Below are 17,835 nucleotides of genomic sequence, written 5' to 3' on the forward strand. Positions count from 1 at the left end.
TAGGGACGCGCTCGAAACCCGGAAATGTCGGGGATGGTACGTCCCCGATTAATTGCAATATCGGCGCTAGACCTGCCCGGGAAAGAACCACAGCAGGCTGGCGGTCATGACCAGATAACGCAGGAATTTGCCGATGGCCATGTAGAACACGCAGGGCCAGAAGGACAGCCGCAGCCACCCCGCGACCGCGCACAGCGGATCGCCCACGGCGGGCAGCCAGGACAGCAACAGGGCGGGTGGCCCCATGCGGTGGATCCAGTCGTGGGCGCGCTCATTCCAGCGCCCGCGCATGCGTCCGCCTTCGGTCGCGTCGGGATGCGGATGGGGGTGCTTTTCCTTCCAGCGTTGCACGGCGCGTTCGGCGCCCAGGCCCATGGCGTAGCTGATGGCGCCGCCAGCGGTATTGCCCAGGGTCGCCACCAGGATGGCCGGCCAGAACATGTCCGGCGCCAGCTTGATGAAGCCGAACACGGCCGGCTCGGACCCCAGCGGCAGCAAGGTCGCAGACACCAGCGAGACGGTGAAGATCGCAGACAGGCCGACCGAGGGCAGCGCCAGCACCCCCAGCATCCAATGCACAGCGGATAACAGACTTTCTTCCATAGTGGGGCGAGTGTAGCCGCGCGCGGGTGCATAATCTGCCCCACTTCCCTACTTCTTGCCGCCAGCCGCTGTCCCATGTCCACTGATTATCTGAAACGCATCCTGACCTCGAAGGTTTACGACGTCGCGGTCGAATCGCCACTGGAAGCGGCGCCGCTGCTGTCGCAACGGATTTCGAACACGGTGCTGCTCAAGCGCGAGGATACCCAGGCGGTGTTCAGCTTCAAGCTGCGCGGGGCGTACAACAAGATGGCCAACCTGAGCCCGGCCGCGCGCAACCGCGGCGTGATCGCGGCCTCGGCCGGCAACCACGCCCAGGGCGTCGCGCTGGCGGCCAGCCGGCTGGGCTGCCGCGCCGTCATCGTCATGCCCACCACCAGCCCGCAGGTCAAGATCGACGCGGTGCGCCGCCTGGGCGGCGAAGTCGTGCTGGCGGGCGAGAGCTTTTCCGACGCCTACGCGCATGCGCAGATCCTGGAAAAGAAAGAGAAGCTGACCTTCGTCCATCCCTTCGACGATCCCGACGTGATCGCCGGCCAGGGCACCGTGGGCATGGAGATCCTGCGCCAGCATCCCGGCCCGATCGACGCCATCTTCGTCGCCATCGGCGGCGGCGGGCTGATCGCGGGCGTGGCCGCCTACATCAAACAGCTGCGCCCGGAAATCAAGATCATCGGCGTGCAGACGGAAGACTCGGACGCCATGCTGCGCAGCGTTCGCGCGGGCCGCCGCGTGCAGTTGAACGACGTGGGCCTGTTCTCGGACGGCACGGCGGTCAAGATGGTGGGCGCCGAAACCTTCAAGCTCACGCGCCAGTATGTGGACGACTTCGTGGTGGTCAACACCGACGCGATCTGCGCGGCCATCAAGGACGTATTCCAAGACACGCGCAGCGTGCTGGAGCCGGCCGGCGCGATGGCGGTCGCGGGCGCCAAGCAGTACGCGGCCGAACACCATCTGAAGGGCAAGACGCTGGTGGCGATCGCCTGCGGCGCCAACATGAATTTCGACCGCCTGCGCTTCGTGGCCGAACGTGCCGAAGTCGGCGAAATGCGCGAAGCCGTGTTCGCCGTCACCATGCCGGAGCAGCGCGGCAGCTTCCGCCGTTTCTGTGAGCTGGTGGGCGAGCGCAGCGTCACCGAGTTCAATTACCGCATCTCCGACGCGGATCGCGCGCACGTCTTCGTCGGCATCCAGGTGTCCTCGGCGTCCGAGCCCGACAAGATCGCGGCCAACTTCCGCCGCCATGGCTTTGACACGCTGGACCTGACCCACGACGAAATGGCCAAGACCCACCTGCGCCACATGGTGGGCGGACGTTCCGCGCTGGCGCGCAACGAACTGTTGTACCGCTTCGAATTTCCGGAACGCCCGGGCGCGCTGATGCGCTTTCTGAACGCCATGAATCCGGACTGGAACATCAGCCTGTTCCATTACCGCAACCAGGGTGCGGATTACGGCCGCATCCTGATCGGCATCCAGGTGCCGCCTGCCGACAAGAAGCAGTTCCGCAGCTTCGTGGCGGAACTGGGCTATCCCCACTGGAACGAGACCGACAACCCGGCCTACAAGCTGTTCCTCTAAATCCACGCCCTTCACACGGGCGCCTGAAAAAACGAGAGGGCCTCCTTGCGGAGGCCCTTCCCTTCCCTGCTCAAGATACGTCCGGCGGCAACCAGTCGCGGGGGTTCGCTGTCACTCGGCGGCCCACGGAGATGAGCCGCGCATTCAGCAAGGTCTTGCCGGACGTCCTATCGCTTAGAAACGGTGACGCACACCGACGGCGACTGCCGTGTCGGTCGCATCGCGCTGGAACGCGTAGTTGTCGCCGTAGGAGGCGTACGCGTACAGGTTGGTGCGCTTGGTGAAGTCGTAGGTGTAGCCCAGGCTGTAGACGTTGAACGTCGCGTCGTCGCCCGTCAGCTTGTCGTTGCTGGCGGTGGCGCGCTGCCACGAACCGAAGACCGAGTGGCGGCCCAGCGGCACGGTGGCGCCGATCATGTACGAATTGGCGCGGAAGCCGTCAGCCAGCTTGAACGTACCCAGGTTCTGCATGCCAGCGGGCGTGGTGCCCATGTTCTGGCCGACGAACCAGCCATCGCGCGTCTGGCCGAACGCAGCCGCAACCTTCACGACTTCGAAGTCATACGAACCGCCCAGGATGTATTCCTGGATGCGGGCTTCGGACTTGCCGCCGGTCTGGCCGTTGGACGGGTTGAAGCGGTCATACGCCGCGGCCAGGTTCAACGGGCCGTTGACGTACTGCACGCCTGCGGTCAGCACGCGGTTGTTGTTGCCGGTCTGGAAGCCGGTCTGCGAGGTATCGCTGACCGCGTCATCGGCGCTGAACGAGTAGCCGATGCCCGCCTTGAAACCGCCCATGCTGGGGGTCTGGTACAGGACCATGTTGTCCAGACGCATGGTGTTGGCGCTGCCGAACGTGGTACCCATGTTGGCGGTGTTGTAGCTGATCGAGAACGGGTCGATCGAGCCGAAGTACTTGGAAGCCAGGTTGGTCTGGCGGCCGAATTCCAGACGGCCCCAGGTATCGCTGTCCAGGCCCACGGTGGCCTGGCGGCCCCACAGGCGGCCGTTTTGCAGCGACTTGCCATTCATGGGGCCGAAACCGCCTTCCAGGGTGAACACGGCGCGCAGGCCGTCGCCCAGGTCTTCAGTGCCGCGCAGGCCGAACCGCGAGCCGCTGCTCACGCCCTGCACGCCGCCGAAGCGGCTTTGCGAATTGCCGTCGAACTTGACCTTCTCGTAGCCAATACCAGCGTCGATCAAGCCGTACAGCGTCACGGAGTCTGCGGCTTGCGCAACGCTGGCAAAACCAGCCAACAGCGCGACAGCCAATAGCGTCTTCTTCATATAAGTCCCCAAAATGGCGAGATGAAAGGCAAACCGCAAACCCACCGCACACAGGGGCGGGAATCTGCGTGCCGCTGCGAACAAGTTAGCGGCGCATGCACTGAAGCCAGTGTCCAGCCTGCGCCAATTCGAAGTAACCCGGATTTCGAAGAACTACTTTCCATGGTTGGGATAATGACGGCCTACTTACCAGCTGCTCTCTTTGGAAACCTGCGTTAACACGTTGATATCAAATGCGAATTAAGGCTCGCAAAATATTGGACGGGCCTGGGATATTCTGCTGCCGAGGCCAGACGACCAACAAGAGTTGTTGATTGGCCCGCACAATTCTGATGCGAAAACGCGACACTATCGGCAGTTGGCTCACGGGCCGTTCGCCCTTCCACCTAGCGTAAAAAAGCCCCTCTGCATTGAACTGACCCCCGAAAGTTGGACGTAGATCCAACCTTCGGGGGTTTTTACATGACGAAGTACGACGAGCGCTTTAAGCTGCGCGCGGTCAAGAAATGTTTATCAGGGCAACACAGTATTGAGTTGATTGCTGCTGAACTGCAGGTCGACTACTCGATGCTGCGGCGTTGGGTGTCGGGTTTTCAGATCCATGGGCGCGCGGCCTTGGCCAAGAAGTCCGGTCACTATGACGCGCAGTTCAAGCTGAGGGTGTTGAAGCACGCCGAGCGGGAGGGGCTGTCAGACCGAGAGGTGGTCGCGCTCTACGATATTCGGTCAGCGGGTTCGATAGGCCAATGGCGCGCTCAGTATCATAAGCATGGTATTGGGGCGTTGGAGCCCCAGCCGAGAGGACAACGCGCCATGCCACATAAGTATCCCCCCGAGCCAGTGCCCAAAGACATGACCGAGGAGGAGCTACGCGAAGAGGTCGCGAACCTGCGAGCGGAGCTGGACTACCTAAAAAAGCTCGATGCCTTGATCGAAGCGGAAAAGACCCAAGCGCTCGTTGCAAAGCGCAAGTGGTCCAAGAATTGAGGCATAAGCATCCGCTGGAACGGTTGCTGCGCGCAGCCAAACTGTCGCGCAGCACGTTCTACTATCACCTGAAGGCGCAGGGCGCTGCCGATCAGTACGCTGATTTGAAGGCACGCATCAGTGCGGTCTATGCACGCCACAAGGGCCGCTACGGCTATCGCCGGATCACGGCCGCGTTACGCCAGGCGGGGGAATTAGTGAATCACAAAACGGTACAGAAGCTGATGCAGAGGCTGGGCCTGAAGTCGTTGGTGCGAGTCAAAAAGTACCGCTCTTACCGAGGCCAGTCGCATCACGTGGCGGCCAACGTGCTGGCGCGCGACTTCGTTGCTGAGCGGCCGAACCAAAAGTGGGTTACCGATGTGACCGAGTTCAAGGTACGAGGCGAAAAGCTGTATCTGTCGCCGGTCATGGACCTGTATAACGGTGAGATCGTGGCCTATGAGACCAGCCAACGGCCAGTGTTCAAGCTTATTGGCACCATGGTGAAGAAAGCGCTGGCGCGGCTCAAGCCCACCGACAGCCCCATCCTGCACTCAGACCAGGGCTGGCAGTATCAACATCCCCAATACCGCCGCATGCTGGCAGATCGGTCGCTTACCCAAAGCATGTCGCGCAGGGGAAATTGTCTGGACAACGCCGCCATGGAGAGCTTCTTTGGCACGTTGAAGTCCGAATTCTTCCACCTGAATCGCTTCGAAAACGTCGCGCAGTTACAGGCGGGCATCCGCCAGTACATCCGTTATTACAATCACGAACGCATCAAACTCAAGCTAAAAGGCCTGAGTCCGGTGCAGTACCGAGCTCAGGCCTTCGGGCTTTAGCTTCTGATCATCCAACTTCTGGGGGTCAGTTCAATCGGGAGGGGCTTTTTTCTTGCCTGCTGGACGGCTTAGCGGCCTTGGGGCGGGTAATCCAGTTCGCCAAAGGTGTATTCGCCGCGGGCCTTGGCTTCGGCCAGTTCCTGGCGGACTTGTTCGCGGGTCTTACCGGCGGTTTGCGACACGGCAGCTTTGGGTGGGTAGTCCAGTTCGGCCGAGGTCACCTGGCCGGCGGCCTTGGCGCTTTGCAGTTCTTGCTGGACTTGTTCACGCGTCAGGCTGGTGCGCTCGACGGCGGCGGGCGGGTAATCCAGTTCACCAAACGTGACCTGGCCGGCGGCCTTGGCGGCTTGCAGTTCCTGTTGGACCTGTTCACGCGTCTTGCCATCGGCGTGAGCGGCGGACATACCCACCAGCGTTGCGGTAACCATGAGTGCGGTAGCTAGGGCTTTCATTGCGATGACTCCATCCTAAACCTTGCACATCGTCTTCTGCCAGGCTGGCAGGTGCGATATGACAATTTGATTGCTGGGACGAAGTATCTGGCGATTGGAGCTTAGTAAAAACCCTTATTTTGGGGAACATATTTGCATGAATGGGACAATTACTGCTCGCCACCCTCAGAATCTGCGCATTTTCTGCACACTATGGAAGGCGATCATGCACCGGCAAGTCATGCCTCCATTCAGCCGCAAGCAAGCTGGGTAACGGAAGATGTGCGATTGATCTGGTAGATGCACCGTTCAGCGCAGGGAAATAGACATTTCTACTGGCGGGACAATGATTCCATTTATCATACAAATCTGCCAGAAATGGAATTTTGAACTTCGAGGGCCTCATGGATATCCAGCTTAACGACATCGCTCTGTTTGTCGAAGTCGCCAAGCGCAAGAACTTCAGCCACGCCGCCGAAGCCTTGAATATTCCGACGTCCACGCTCTCGCGCCGCGTCAGTGAACTGGAGCGCAGCATCGGCATGCGGCTGCTCAACCGCAGCACGCGCAAGATCGACCTGACCGAGGCCGGCGCCATCTATTTCGAGCGCTGCCGGCATATCGTGGAAGAAGCGCGCATCGCGCACGATCAACTGCTGGACATGGCGGTGCAGCCCAAGGGACGCCTGCGCATCTCGCTGCCCACCAGCCTGGCGCAGCTGTTCCTGCCGGCCGTCATCAGCGAATTCCGCGAGCAGCACCCGGACATCGAATGCGACTTCGATCTGAGCATGCGGCCGATCGACCCCATCAGCAATCCGTTCGACCTGATCCTGCGCTTCGGCCAGCAGCCGGACTCCAGCCTGATCTCGCGCAAGATCGTGCTGATGGCCCACCAGCTATATGCCTCGCCCGAGTACCTGGCGCGCCACGGCGAGCCTCGCGTGCCGGCGGATCTCAGCCATCACGAATGCCTGCGCCCCACCATGCGCGAGGAGTCATCCTTCTGGATGCTGCATTCGGGCGACAAAGTGGAACGGGTGCAAGTGTCGGGGCGCCTGTCGGCCAACAACGTCGGCATGCTCGGACGGCTGGCTGGTCAAGGCCTGGGCATCACCCCACTGCTGGTCTTCGACGCGATGGAACGCGCCATCAAGCAGGCGGGTCTGGTGCGGGTGCTGCCGGAGTGGAGCCTGACGCCCCTGCCCCTCTTCGCGCTGCTGCCTTCGCGCATGCTGCCGGCCAAGACCAAGGCGTTCCTGGACTTTATCCAGCCGCGCCTGTCGGACGCGTAGTTCCTACGCGGCGGTGTCGGCGCTGTATTGACAGACGGTGTAGAGCGGCGTGCCGGTGGCGGCGACCTTCGCGGAGCCGCCCAGGTCGGGCAGGTCGATGATGGCGGCCGCCTCGACCACGTTGGCGCCCAGGCGCTGCAGCAGCTTGATGGCGGCCAACATGGTGCCGCCGGTGGCGATCAGGTCGTCCACCAGCAGGACGCGCTGGCCGGTGCGCACGGCATCCGTGTGCATTTCGACCGACGCATTGCCGTACTCCAGCGAGTATTCCTCGGCCACCGTGCGGAACGGCAGCTTGCCCTTCTTGCGCACCGGCACGAAACCCAGATTGAGCTCATAGGCCAGCACGCTGCCCACGATGAAGCCGCGCGCGTCCACGCCGGCCACGAGGTCCAGGCGCTGGCGCATGTAGCGGTAGACGAAGAGATCGATAAGCACCCGGAACGCGCGCGGATCCTGCAGCACGGGCGTGATGTCGCGAAATATGACACCGGGTTGGGGCCAGTCTGGAACGCTGCGGATGGTGCGCCGGATGTACTCGGCGTTGTCGGTCTGCATGGAAGACGGCCCTGAAGAATTGAAGCAAGGCGAACTATAACCTCGCAACCGCGCTTAAGCCAGGATTGCCGTCCCCGATGACAATTCACATTCCTGTAGCCGGCCGCCCTGCAAGACATAGCGGCGATCGACCGCCCCGGGAGGCAAGGCTGCGTGGGTCGCAAGCACCACGGCGCGTCCTCCCACGGCGCCTGCCAGGTCAGTGAAGAATGCCGTTTCGGCCTCGCGATCCAACCCTGCGGTCGGCTCGTCCAGCACGATGACCGCCGCGGGCGACAACAGCGCGCGCGCCAGGCATAGGCGGCGCGCCTGCCCGGCCGACAGCTGCGAACCCGTCTCGCCCGCCCAGGTGTCCAGGCCATCGGGCAGGCCGCGCGCGAAATCGCCCAGCCTCGCGGCATCCAGCGCGCGCCACAAGGCGGCGTCATCCGCGTCGGGATCGCCGATGAGCAGGTTGGTGCGCAAAGTCCCCAGGAACACCGGCGCGTCCTGCGACAGCAGCGCAATGCGCCGGTGCCAATCGGCCTGTGCACAGGCGCGCGCGTCGCAGCCGCCGAAACGCACCTGTCCCGCCTGCGGATCCTCCAGACGCAAGAGCAGGTGCAGCAAGGTCGACTTGCCCGCACCGCTTGGCCCCACGATGGCGATCCGCTCACCGGGCGCCACACGCAGGGTGACGTCGTCCAGCACCAGCGGACTGGCACCAGCCCCTCGGGCGGGATAAGCAAAGCGCACGCCATCCAGCTCCAGCGCGCCGCTGTCGGGCAAAGCGCGAGGCGCGGACGGATCCTGCATGTCTGGCTCGCATTGCGTGACTTCGCGGATGCGCGCCGCCGCCGATATGGCCGAGCCCATGCGCGATGCCCCGCGCATGATGGGACCGGCCACTTCGAAGATTCCGATGACCGCCAGCAACAGCCCGGCAAGCGCGGGGCCTTCTATCCGCCCCGCTTCCAGCGTGTCCAGGCCGAACCAGAGCAAGGCCAGCACCGAGGCGCTGGCGGCGGCCTGGAGGAAGAACTGCCCGCGTACCGCCACCCGCGCCTGGCTGCGGCGGGCCAACGCGCTGGCCTGGCACAGGCGTTCGAAATGCGCGGCCGTCTGCGCCTGCGCATGCAGGGCCACCATGTCCGCGTGCCCGTCCACCGCGTCCAGCGTGGCGGCGCGCAGCCCCGCCGCGCTCTCCTGGGCCGCCACGCCCGGCTTGCGCGCGGCGCGCAGCAGCCACAAAGGCACCAGCACACAGGCCACCAGCAAAGCCAGGGCCAACGCCAGCGCGGCGGCGGGCACCCACAGACCCAGCACCGCGGTCAGCACCGCGCCCGCCAGCACCGCGGTGATCAGAGGCGCCAGCACAAATAGGAAAACCGTATCGAGCGCGTCGACGTCGCCTGTCATGCGCGCCACCAGGTCGCCATCGCGATAGCGCGCCAGTTGCCGCGGCGTGAGCCGGATCAGTGCCGAAAACACCTTCGCGCGCAAGTCCGCCAACAGGCGCAGCGTGGCGGAATGGCCGACCACCCGATCAGCGTAGCGTGCCACGATGCGCAGGAACGACAAGCCGCGCACCAGCGCCGACGGCGCAAACAGATTGAACGCGCCGCCCGCCCCCGCCAGCGCCGCGCCGGTCAGGAACCAGCCCGAAACGCCCAACAGGCCCACGCCTGCGGCCACCGTCGCCAGCGCGCAGAATAATGCGAGTAAAAGCCCGCTCTTACGGCGTGCATACAGCGGCAGGAGCAACAACAGGTTCTTCATGCGTCTTCCACTTTTCCGCCGGCCACACGCAGGGTCCGGCCCAGCCGGGCCGCCACTGCCGGCGCATGCGTTACCAACAGCAAGCTGCGGCCGGCGGCGAATTCCAGAATCTCGTCCAGCACGCGCGCTTGCGTGGTCTCGTCCAGATGCGCCGTGGGCTCATCCAGCAGGATCAGCCCCGGATCGCGCAGGAACAGGCGTGCCAGCGCGACGCGCTGCGCCTGGCCGCCGGACAGGCCGTGCCCGCGGCCGCCCAATGGCGTCGCCAGCCCTTGCGGCAAGGCCTCGGCGAACTCCAGCACACAGGCGCGGCGCGCGGCGGCCTGCACTTCGGCATCGGTAGCGTCGGGGCGGCCCAGACGGATGTTGTCCGCGATGGAACCGGCCAGCAGCTGCGGCTTCTGACCGATCAGCGCCACGCGCTGGCGCAACGCCGCCTCGTCCCATTCGGGCAGAGACACGCCGTCGATGCGGATGTCCCCCTGGAACGGACGCAGGCGCGCGATCGCCTCGATCAACGAGGATTTGCCGATACCGCTGGGCCCCATCAGCGCGGCGTGCCCACCCGGCGCCAGCGTCAGACAGGCGTCCGAAAGCACCGCCAAGCGGCGGCCCGGCGCGTCCAGATTCAAGCCTGCGATGGCAAGGGCAGCGCCTGATCCAGGGCGCCCGGGAATGCGTCCTGGGCCTGCGGCGGCCTCGGCAAGATTGCGCGGGCCAGATCCGCCGCCGGCCTGGCCATCGCCTTCTTGCGGCAGGCCATCGAACAGCAGCGCTATCTGCGACACCGCCGCCAACGCGGCCGCGCGGTCGTGATAATGCGCCGCGAACTGGCGCAACGGCGCATAGACCTCCGGCGCCATCAGCAGACAGAACAACCCGGCCTGCAAGGTCAGCGGCGACCAGCGCAGGTCCAGGAATCCCAGATAGGTCAATCCAATGTAGACCGCCACCCCGGCCACGCCCAGCGCCGCGAAAAACTCCAGCACCGCCGATGAAAGAAAGGCAATGCGCAGCACCGACATCGTGCGCTGGCGCAGCGCGTCGCTGGCCGCCACGACCGACGCTGCCTCAGCCTCGGCGCGGCCGTATAGCTTCAGGGTGGACAGGCCGCGCAGCCGGTCGGCGAAAAAGCCCGACAAGCGGGCGAAGGCGCGCAGGTGCCTGCGGCTGGCGCCCTGGGCGCCCCAGCCGACCAAGGCCATGAACAGGGGTATCAGCGGCGCGGTGATCAGCAGGACCAGTCCGGCGATCACGTCCATTGGCAACAACACCACGGAAAACGCGACCGGCAGCATGGCGGCCGCGGCCATGGCGGGCAGGTACTTGGCAAAGAACCCGTCCAGCGCTTCGACCTGATCCACCACTGCGCTGGCCAGCTCCCCGGACGCCTGCCCCCGGCTCCAATAAGGACCTTTTTGCACCAGGCGCCTGAAGAGCGATAGCCGCACATGGCGCTTGATGCGCTCGGCCGCGTCCGCGCCGGCGCGCTCGCCCGCCCAGGTGATGCAGGCGCGCAGCAGCATCAGCCCGGCTATGACCAGGATGTCGCCGAGCAGTTCTTGCCGGGGTACTTGCCTGACGATGGCCGCATCGAGCACGCTGGCCAGCAGCCAGGCCTGCACCACCAGCAAGACGCCGCTCAAGAGGGGCGCGGCGCCCGCCAGCATCAGCGGCAACCTGGCCGCCTTGGCGAGCGCCATCAACCACCGCGACTGTGCGCGCGGCGGTTTGTCCAGGGTTGCCGAGGGATCGTGCTCGAGGCTGCTAGTGCCGCCGCTCACGCGTCATTGCGGCTGGCGCGCGGGTCATGCGTATGCCCCTCGCGCAGCTCGAACCACATTGCATTGAGAATGGCGAAGGCACACGCCAGGCCCAGACCGAGTATCCACGAGAAATACCACATGGTGGAGGCTCCTTTTTCAGTATGAGTTGGGCGTGTCGCCCACCGATTCGTGGGTGACCTTGCCGCGCATGACGCGGTACACCCATGAGGTGTAAACCGTGATGAGCGGCAGGAAGATGGCGACCGCGATCACCATGATCCACAGCGTCAAGTGGCTGGACGAACCATCCCAGATGGTCAGGCCGGCCTGCGGCTTCGTCGACGAAGGCATGATGAAGGGGAAGAGCGAAAAGCCCACCGTCAAAATCACGCCGCTGATCGAAATCGCGGATGCCAGGAACGACAGCACATTGGCGCGCACGGTCAGCAGCAGCACCACCAGCAAGGCGCCGCCCACGCCCAGCGCGGGCGCGATCCACATCAGCGGCCATTTCGCGTAGTTGGCCATCCAGGCGCCGTTCTGCACCGCCACGGTCTTGAGCATGGGATCCGACGGACCGGCCATGTCCACCGCGCTGGTGATGACATGGCCAGGCAGGCCGCCCGCCACCCAGAAGCCGCCCGCCGCGAACAGCGCCGCGGTCAGCAAGGCGCACAGCCTGCCCCAGTTGCGGGCCCGCGACGAGATCGGGTCTTCCGTGCGCCAGGCCAGCAGTACGGCGCCGTGCATGGCCAGCATCACCACGCTGAGCACGCCGGCCAAGAGCGCGAACGGCATGAACAGCTGGTAGAAGTGGCCTTCATAGATCGGACGCAGGGTCACCGGATCGAAGGTGAACGGCACGCCCAGGATGATGTTGCCCATGGCCACGCCGAACACCAGCGAAGCCACCACGCCCGAGAAACAGAGCACGCCGTCCCAGCGGTTGCGCCAGCTGGTGCCTTCCATCTTGCTGCGGTACTTGAAACCGACAGGCCGCAGGATCAGCGCAATCAGCACCAGCATCATCGCCAGGTAGAAGCCGGAGAACGACGCCGCATACAGCAGTGGCCAGGCGGCGAAAATGGCGCCCCCCGCCGTGATGAGCCAGACCTGGTTGCCTTCCCAGACCGGCCCCACCACGTTGATCACCACGCGGCGTTCGATGTCGGTCTTGGCGACCACGGGCAACAGCGCGGCCACGCCCAGATCGAAGCCGTCCATGACGGCGAAGCCGATGAGCAAGGCGCCCAAGAGCACCCACCAGACCACGCGCAGCGTGCCGTAGTCGAAAGGAATAAGAGTATCCATCGCTGTCTCTCCCTCAGGCTCGCACGGCGGCGCGCACCGGATCGGCGGCGGCAGAGCCGGGCGCCGGCCCATCGGATTTCGGTCCCGCCTTCACGGCGTGCAGCATCACCTTCACGCCGATGATCAGCAGCACCGTGTACAGCACCAGGAATATCGTCAGGCTGATGGCCAGGTCGACGATGGTCAGGCCGGAAGCCGCGTAGTAGGTCGGCAGCACGCCTTCGATCACCCAGGGCTGGCGGCCGTATTCGGCCACGAACCAGCCGCTTTCGATCGCGACCCAGGGCAGCGGCAGACTCCACAGCGCCACCTTGAGCAGGCCGCGCCGGCTGTCCAGCCGCCCGCGCGAGGCCAGCCAGAAAGCCACGCCGAAGAACAGGATCAGGTACATGCCCACCGCCACCATGATGCGGAACGCCCAGAACAGCGGCGCCACGTTGGGCACGGTATCGACGGCGGCCTTCTTGATGTCGTCTTCGGTGACCTTGCTCATGTCGGGCTGGTAGCGCTTGACCAGCAGCGCATAGCCCAGGTCGGGCCAGGTCTTGTCGAAAACCATGCGCGCGTCCACGTCCTTGGGATTGGCGCGGATCTTCTGCAGCGCTTCATAGGCCACCATGCCGTCGCGGATGCGATTTTCGGCGCGCCGGATCAGATCGTCGATGCCCAGCAGCGGCGTGGTGAGCGAACGCGTACCGATGATGCCCATGACGTAGGGAATCTCGATCGCGAAATCGTTCTTGCGCTCGGCCTGGTTGGGAATGGCGATCAGGTTGAAGGACGCGGGAGCCGGCTCGGTATGCCACATGGACTCGATGGCCGCGATCTTCATCTTCTGGTGTTCGGTGGTGAGGTAGCCGCTTTCGTCCCCCAGCACCACGACCGACAGCGCCGAGGCCAGGCCGAAACTGGCGGCGACCGCCATCGAGCGCTTGGCCAGATCGATATGGCGGCCCTTGAGCAGGTACCAGGCGCTGATCGACATGACGAACATGGCGCCCGCGACATAGCCCGCGCTGACCGTGTGCACGAACTTGGCCTGAGCCACAGGGTTGAAGATCACCGCGGCGAAGTCGGTCATCTCCATGCGCATGGTGTCGGGATTGAAGATCGAACCGACCGGATTCTGCATCCAGCCATTGGCGATCAGGATCCACAGCGCCGAGAAGTTGGTGCCGAACGCCACCAGCCAGGTCACCACCAGGTGGCTGACCTTGGACATGCGGTTCCAGCCGAAGAAGAACAGGCCGACGAAGGTGGCTTCCAGGAAGAAGGCCATCAGCCCTTCGAGCGCCAGCGGCGCGCCGAAGATGTCGCCCACGTAGTGGCTGTAGTAGGACCAGTTCATGCCGAACTGGAACTCCATCACAACGCCGGTGGCGACGCCCAAGGCGAAGTTGATGCCGAAGAGCGTGCCCCAGAACATGGTCATCCGCTTCCAGATGGGGCGGCCGGTCATGACGTACACGCTTTCCATGATGGCCAGGATGAACGACAGGCCGAGCGTGAGGGGGACGAAGAGGAAGTGGTAGAGCGCGGTCGCGGCAAACTGGAATCGCGACAGATTTACGACGTCGAGATCAATCATTGGGTCGCTCCCAAGCAGTTGAGGTGCCGCGGCAACCGGCATGGTTCCCAGGCCGTCTCTCGCGCCATGTTACGAGCGTTGCATACAACTTCATAGAGGTTTCCTGAAAAATCGGGGCGGATCAAGGTCAGCCCTTGCCCCGCAATTTGCCGGCGAAACCCAGCACCTTCTGCACTTTCGAACCGAGCTTCATCAGGTTCTGCAGGGTTTCTGGCGGCAGACGTTGAACCTCATCGAACCATCCCGTGGACAGTTCGATCAGCTCCAGCATTTCGTTCATGCGTTGTTGCGCGTAGGCCTCATCGGGCCCTGACGGGCGTTCCAGCAGGGTGTCCCGCAGCAGGGTCAGCGTGGGATCGATTTCGCGCTTGCGCTTTTCTTCCATCAGGATGCGGAAGATCTCCCAGACGTCCTTGGGAGTTTCGAAGTAGTCGCGGCGGTCGCCGACTTGATGGATGAGCTTGACCAGGCGCCAGGATTGCAGCTCCTTCAGCCCGAGGCTGACGTTGGAGCGCGAAAAGCCGAGCGTCTCGGCGATGTCGTCGGCGTTCAGCGGCTTGGGCGCCAGGAACAGCAGAGCGTAGATCTGGCCGACCGTGCGGTTCACGCCCCACCGGCTGCCCATTTCGCCGAAATGCAGGACGAAGCGTTCGTTTTGAGGGGACAGGGCCATGGATCAGGCTACGCCGGCAAAGTCAGGGCCACGGCCCCGGGAAGACAAAAACAGTTACACCGCTTTCAGAAATTTCTGAAATTATCGAACAAACTATGCGAAAGCGCAAACCACACTGGCCCCAGGGGCATGGGCGCAAGACATCGCATCGCAGCGGCGACGGCCTGTCTTCCGGATTGCCGCGCCCAAACGAAAGCGGCCACCAGCCCGTGGGCTGGTGGCCGCCTGAACAGGGGAAAAAGAGCGGTCAGCCGGCCTTGACGGACACCGCCGCCGACACCCGCTTGGCCTTGGCCCGGGCCGCCGCCACGTCGTCGGCCACGGCCAGGCCCACGCCCATGCGGCGCTTGACGAAGGATTCGGGCTTGCCGAAGAGGCGGATGTCGGTGCCGGGTTCAGCCAGCGCTTCGGCCACGTTGTGGAACGACACCGCGGCGGCCTCGATGCCGCCATAGATGACGCTGCTGGCGCCGGGCTGGCGCAGGCTGGTGTCCACCGGCAGCCCCAGGAACGCCCGGGCGTGCAGCTCGAATTCGTTCTGGACCTGCGTGATCATGGTGACCATGCCGGTGTCGTGCGGACGCGGACTGACTTCCGAGAACCAAACCTGGTCGCCCGCCACGAACAATTCCACGCCGAAAATGCCCAGGCCGCCCAGGTTGGACGTGACCGCCAGCGCGATTTCCCGGGAGCGCTGCAGCGCGGCCGGAGACATCGGGTGCGGCTGCCAGCTTTCCACGTAGTCGCCGTCAACCTGCTTGTGGCCGATGGGTTCGCAGTAGCGGGTTTCGACCTGGCCGTCGGCGCCGCGGGCGCGCACGGTCAGCAGGGTGATTTCGTAGTCGAAACGGATGAAGCCTTCGACGATGGCGCGCCCGCCGCCCACCCGACCGCCCTCCTGGGCGTAGCGCCAGGCGGATTCGACGTCGTCGGCGCTCTTGATCACGGACTGGCCCTTGCCGGAGGACGACATGACCGGCTTGATGACGCAGGGATAGCCGATGCCGCCATCGATGGCGGCGCGCAGTTCTTCCTCGGTGTCGACGAAGCGGTAGGGCGAGGTCGGCAGTCCCAGGGTCTCGGCCGCCAGGCGGCGGATGCCCTCGCGGTTCATGGTCAACTGGGCCGCCCGCGCGGTCGGCGTCACCCGCGCCACGCCCGCCTCTTCCAGTTCCACCAGCAAATTGGTGGCAATGGCTTCGATTTCGGGGACAATAACGTGGGGCCGTTCCTGTTCGATGACCTTGCGCAGGGCCTGCGGGTCCGTCATCGAGACCACATGCGCCCGGTGCGCCACCTGGTGGCCCGGAGCATCGGCATACCGATCCACGGCAATCACTTCCACGCCCAGCCGCTGCAGGGCAATGATGACCTCTTTGCCCAATTCGCCGGACCCGAGCAGCATGACGCGGGTGGCCAAGGGGGACAGGGGCGTGCCAAGGACGGGGCTGGAAATGCTGGACATGGAGCGAGCCTGGAAAAAGTTGGAAAGCCGTTGAAATGACCCGCCAGCATGCCATACGGCCTTTCCGGGGGCAAACCCGCATACTGATATTAAAATCCCTGTATGACTGACCATCCCACAACATCGTCCGAGACCGCGCTGGCATCTGCGCGCAGAACGCTGCAGATTGAATGCCAGGGCCTGATGGACCTGTCGGCCCGGCTGGACGACAGCTTCACGCAGACCGTCGCGATGCTGCTGGCCTGTCGCGGCCGGGTGGTCGTCAGCGGCATCGGCAAGACCGGCCATGTCGCCCGCAAAATCGCGGCGACCCTGGCCTCGACCGGCACGCCGGCCTTTTTCGTGCACGCCGCCGAGGCCGTCCACGGCGATCTGGGCATGATCACCCAGGACGACGTCCTGATCGCGATTTCCTATTCGGGCTCCGGCCAGGAATTGCTGACGATACTTCCCGTCGCCCGCCGCATGGGCGCCAAGCTGATCGCGATTACCGGCAATCCGCAGTCCGAACTGGCGCGGCTGGCCGACGTCCACCTGGACGCCAGCGTGGCCCAGGAGGCTTGCCCCCTGAATCTGGCGCCCACGGCCAGCACCACCGCAGCCCTGGCCTTGGGCGACGCCCTGGCCGTCGCCTGCCTGGAAGCCCGCGGTTTCGGCCCGCAGGATTTCGCCCGCTCGCACCCAGGCGGCGCCCTCGGCCGCCGCCTGCTGACCCACGTGCGCGACGTCATGCGCCAAGGCGACGCCTTGCCCATCGTCCAGGCCGGCACACCGGTCTCGCAGGCGCTCGAGGTCATGTCCGCCAAGGGCATGGGCATGACCGTCGTGACCGACGCCCAGCATCGCCCCGTGGGCATCTTCACCGACGGCGACCTGCGCCGCCTGATCGCGCGTCAGGGCGACATCCGCAGCCTGACCGTCGAATCCGGCATGACGCGCTCGCCGCGCAGCATCACCCCCGACGCGCTGGCCGTCGAGGCGGCCCAGCAAATGGACAAACAACGGCTCAACCACATGCTCGTGCTGGACAGCGACGGCGTTCTGCTCGGCGCCTTGCACATGCACGATCTGATGGCCGCCAAAGTGGTATGACTATGACTCTTTCTGTTCCCATGACCCATCCGGCCGAAGCGCTGGTCCTGGCCCGCATCCCCGCCGGCGTGCGCGAACGCGCCGCCGCGGTGCGTCTCATGGTGTTCGACGTGGACGGCGTGCTGACCGACGGCAGTCTCTATTACGGCGAGAACGGCGAACTCCAAAAGCGCTTCAACGCGCTGGACGGCCACGGGCTGCGCCTGCTGATGGAAGGCGGCCTGAAGGTCGCTCTGATGACCGGGCGCTCCGGCCCCATCGTGGCGCGCCGCGCCGCCGAACTGGGCATCGCCGAGGTGATCCAGGGCGTCCGCGACAAGGGCGGCGCCCTGGCCGAACTTGCGCAGCGTTCCGGTGTCCAACTGAATCAGGCCGGCTACATGGGCGATGACGTCATCGACCTGCCCGCCCTGCAGCGCGCCGGCTTCGCCGCCAGCGTGCCGAACGCGCCGGGCTATGTCAGCCAGGCCGCCCACTGGGTGTCCACGCACACCGGCGGCAACGGCGCCGTGCGCGAATGCTGCGACCTGCTGCTGGCGGCCCAGGGACGCCTGGGCGCATTCCTGGCGGCGCCGGGCCTGCTCGGCCCGGGCGCCATCCAATGATTGCCAGG

The 17,835-nt window shown here is 64.8% G+C and carries 16 protein-coding genes; 5 read left to right on the plus strand and 11 right to left on the minus strand.

Features of this window, described 5'->3' with window-relative positions:
• Positions 1–66: 66 nt before the first annotated feature.
• Positions 67–603 (minus strand): YqaA family protein, encoded by a 537-nt coding sequence (locus tag AXYL_RS30320; protein ID WP_013396708.1) that lies wholly within the window; start codon positions 601–603, stop codon positions 67–69.
• 75 nt (positions 604–678) lie between these two features.
• Here AXYL_RS30320 and ilvA point away from each other — a divergent pair, with 75 nt between their 5' ends.
• Positions 679–2,187: a threonine ammonia-lyase, biosynthetic gene (gene ilvA / locus AXYL_RS30325; RefSeq protein WP_013396709.1), complete on the plus strand. Its 1,509-nt coding sequence runs from the start codon at positions 679–681 to the stop codon at positions 2,185–2,187.
• 174 nt (positions 2,188–2,361) lie between these two features.
• Here the strand turns inward: ilvA and AXYL_RS30330 are convergent, their stop codons facing one another.
• Complete coding sequence (locus tag AXYL_RS30330) at positions 2,362–3,474, minus strand: porin (RefSeq protein ID WP_013396710.1); 1,113 nt, start codon at positions 3,472–3,474, stop codon at positions 2,362–2,364.
• Between the two features lie 462 nt (positions 3,475–3,936).
• On the opposite strand from AXYL_RS30330, the gene AXYL_RS34505 reads away from it, so the two are divergent.
• Positions 3,937–5,285 (plus strand): IS3 family transposase gene (locus tag AXYL_RS34505; RefSeq protein WP_413772863.1). Its coding sequence is split into 2 segments (ribosomal slippage): positions 3,937–4,404 and positions 4,407–5,285, totalling 1,347 coding nucleotides; the frame shifts between segments, so codons are not numbered across the junction.
• Between the two features lie 68 nt (positions 5,286–5,353).
• On the opposite strand, the gene AXYL_RS30345 is transcribed toward AXYL_RS34505, so the two are convergent.
• Positions 5,354–5,737 carry a DUF4148 domain-containing protein gene (locus tag AXYL_RS30345; protein WP_013396711.1) on the minus strand — a complete coding sequence of 128 codons (384 nt, stop codon included), beginning with the start codon at positions 5,735–5,737 and terminating at the stop codon, positions 5,354–5,356.
• A gap of 383 nt (positions 5,738–6,120) precedes the next feature.
• Between AXYL_RS30345 and AXYL_RS30350 the strand changes: the two genes are divergently transcribed.
• A complete protein-coding gene (locus AXYL_RS30350; protein ID WP_013396712.1) occupies positions 6,121–7,011 on the plus strand; it encodes a LysR family transcriptional regulator in 891 nt (296 codons plus the stop codon).
• Positions 7,012–7,014: 3 nt separating this feature from the next.
• Here AXYL_RS30350 and AXYL_RS30355 read toward each other — a convergent pair whose 3' ends face one another.
• The 8 genes from AXYL_RS30355 to purT all read right to left on the minus strand — a co-directional run bounded on the left by AXYL_RS30355 (position 7,015) and on the right by purT (position 16,130).
• Entirely contained in the window at positions 7,015–7,569 is a 555-nt protein-coding gene (locus AXYL_RS30355; protein WP_013396713.1) for an adenine phosphoribosyltransferase, read from the minus strand.
• Positions 7,570–7,623: 54 nt separating this feature from the next.
• Positions 7,624–9,327, minus strand: coding sequence for a thiol reductant ABC exporter subunit CydC (gene cydC / locus AXYL_RS30360; RefSeq protein ID WP_013396714.1), 1,704 nt, complete (start codon positions 9,325–9,327; stop codon positions 7,624–7,626).
• Positions 9,324–11,111 (minus strand): thiol reductant ABC exporter subunit CydD, encoded by a 1,788-nt coding sequence (gene cydD, locus AXYL_RS30365; RefSeq protein ID WP_041654462.1) that lies wholly within the window; start codon positions 11,109–11,111, stop codon positions 9,324–9,326. Before cydD ends, cydC begins: the two co-directional genes overlap by 4 nt.
• Complete coding sequence (gene cydX, locus AXYL_RS30370) at positions 11,108–11,233, minus strand: cytochrome bd-I oxidase subunit CydX (protein ID WP_013396716.1); 126 nt, start codon at positions 11,231–11,233, stop codon at positions 11,108–11,110. Before cydX ends, cydD begins: the two co-directional genes overlap by 4 nt.
• A gap of 16 nt (positions 11,234–11,249) precedes the next feature.
• A complete protein-coding gene (cydB, locus tag AXYL_RS30375) occupies positions 11,250–12,404 on the minus strand; it encodes a cytochrome d ubiquinol oxidase subunit II (RefSeq protein WP_013396717.1) in 1,155 nt (384 codons plus the stop codon).
• 13 nt (positions 12,405–12,417) lie between these two features.
• Positions 12,418–13,992, minus strand: coding sequence for a cytochrome ubiquinol oxidase subunit I (locus AXYL_RS30380; protein WP_013396718.1), 1,575 nt, complete (start codon positions 13,990–13,992; stop codon positions 12,418–12,420).
• A 127-nt stretch (positions 13,993–14,119) separates the two neighbouring features.
• Positions 14,120–14,665 (minus strand): GbsR/MarR family transcriptional regulator, encoded by a 546-nt coding sequence (locus tag AXYL_RS30385; protein WP_013396719.1) that lies wholly within the window; start codon positions 14,663–14,665, stop codon positions 14,120–14,122.
• 247 nt (positions 14,666–14,912) lie between these two features.
• Positions 14,913–16,130, minus strand: coding sequence for a formate-dependent phosphoribosylglycinamide formyltransferase (gene purT / locus AXYL_RS30390; RefSeq protein ID WP_013396720.1), 1,218 nt, complete (start codon positions 16,128–16,130; stop codon positions 14,913–14,915).
• Positions 16,131–16,232: 102 nt separating this feature from the next.
• Here purT and AXYL_RS30395 point away from each other — a divergent pair, with 102 nt between their 5' ends.
• Both AXYL_RS30395 and AXYL_RS30400 read left to right on the plus strand, forming a co-directional pair.
• Positions 16,233–17,222, plus strand: a complete 990-nt coding sequence (locus AXYL_RS30395; protein WP_013396721.1) for a KpsF/GutQ family sugar-phosphate isomerase — start codon at positions 16,233–16,235, stop codon at positions 17,220–17,222.
• The gene (locus AXYL_RS30400) at positions 17,219–17,827 is read left to right on the plus strand and encodes a KdsC family phosphatase (protein ID WP_013396722.1); all 609 of its coding nucleotides are present in this window, start codon (positions 17,219–17,221) and stop codon (positions 17,825–17,827) included. Before AXYL_RS30395 ends, AXYL_RS30400 begins: the two co-directional genes overlap by 4 nt.
• The last annotated feature ends 8 nt before the right edge of the window (positions 17,828–17,835 follow it).

The sequence above is a fragment of the Achromobacter xylosoxidans A8 genome (genome assembly GCF_000165835.1).
Taxonomy (GTDB): domain Bacteria; phylum Pseudomonadota; class Gammaproteobacteria; order Burkholderiales; family Burkholderiaceae_B; genus Achromobacter; species Achromobacter xylosoxidans_B.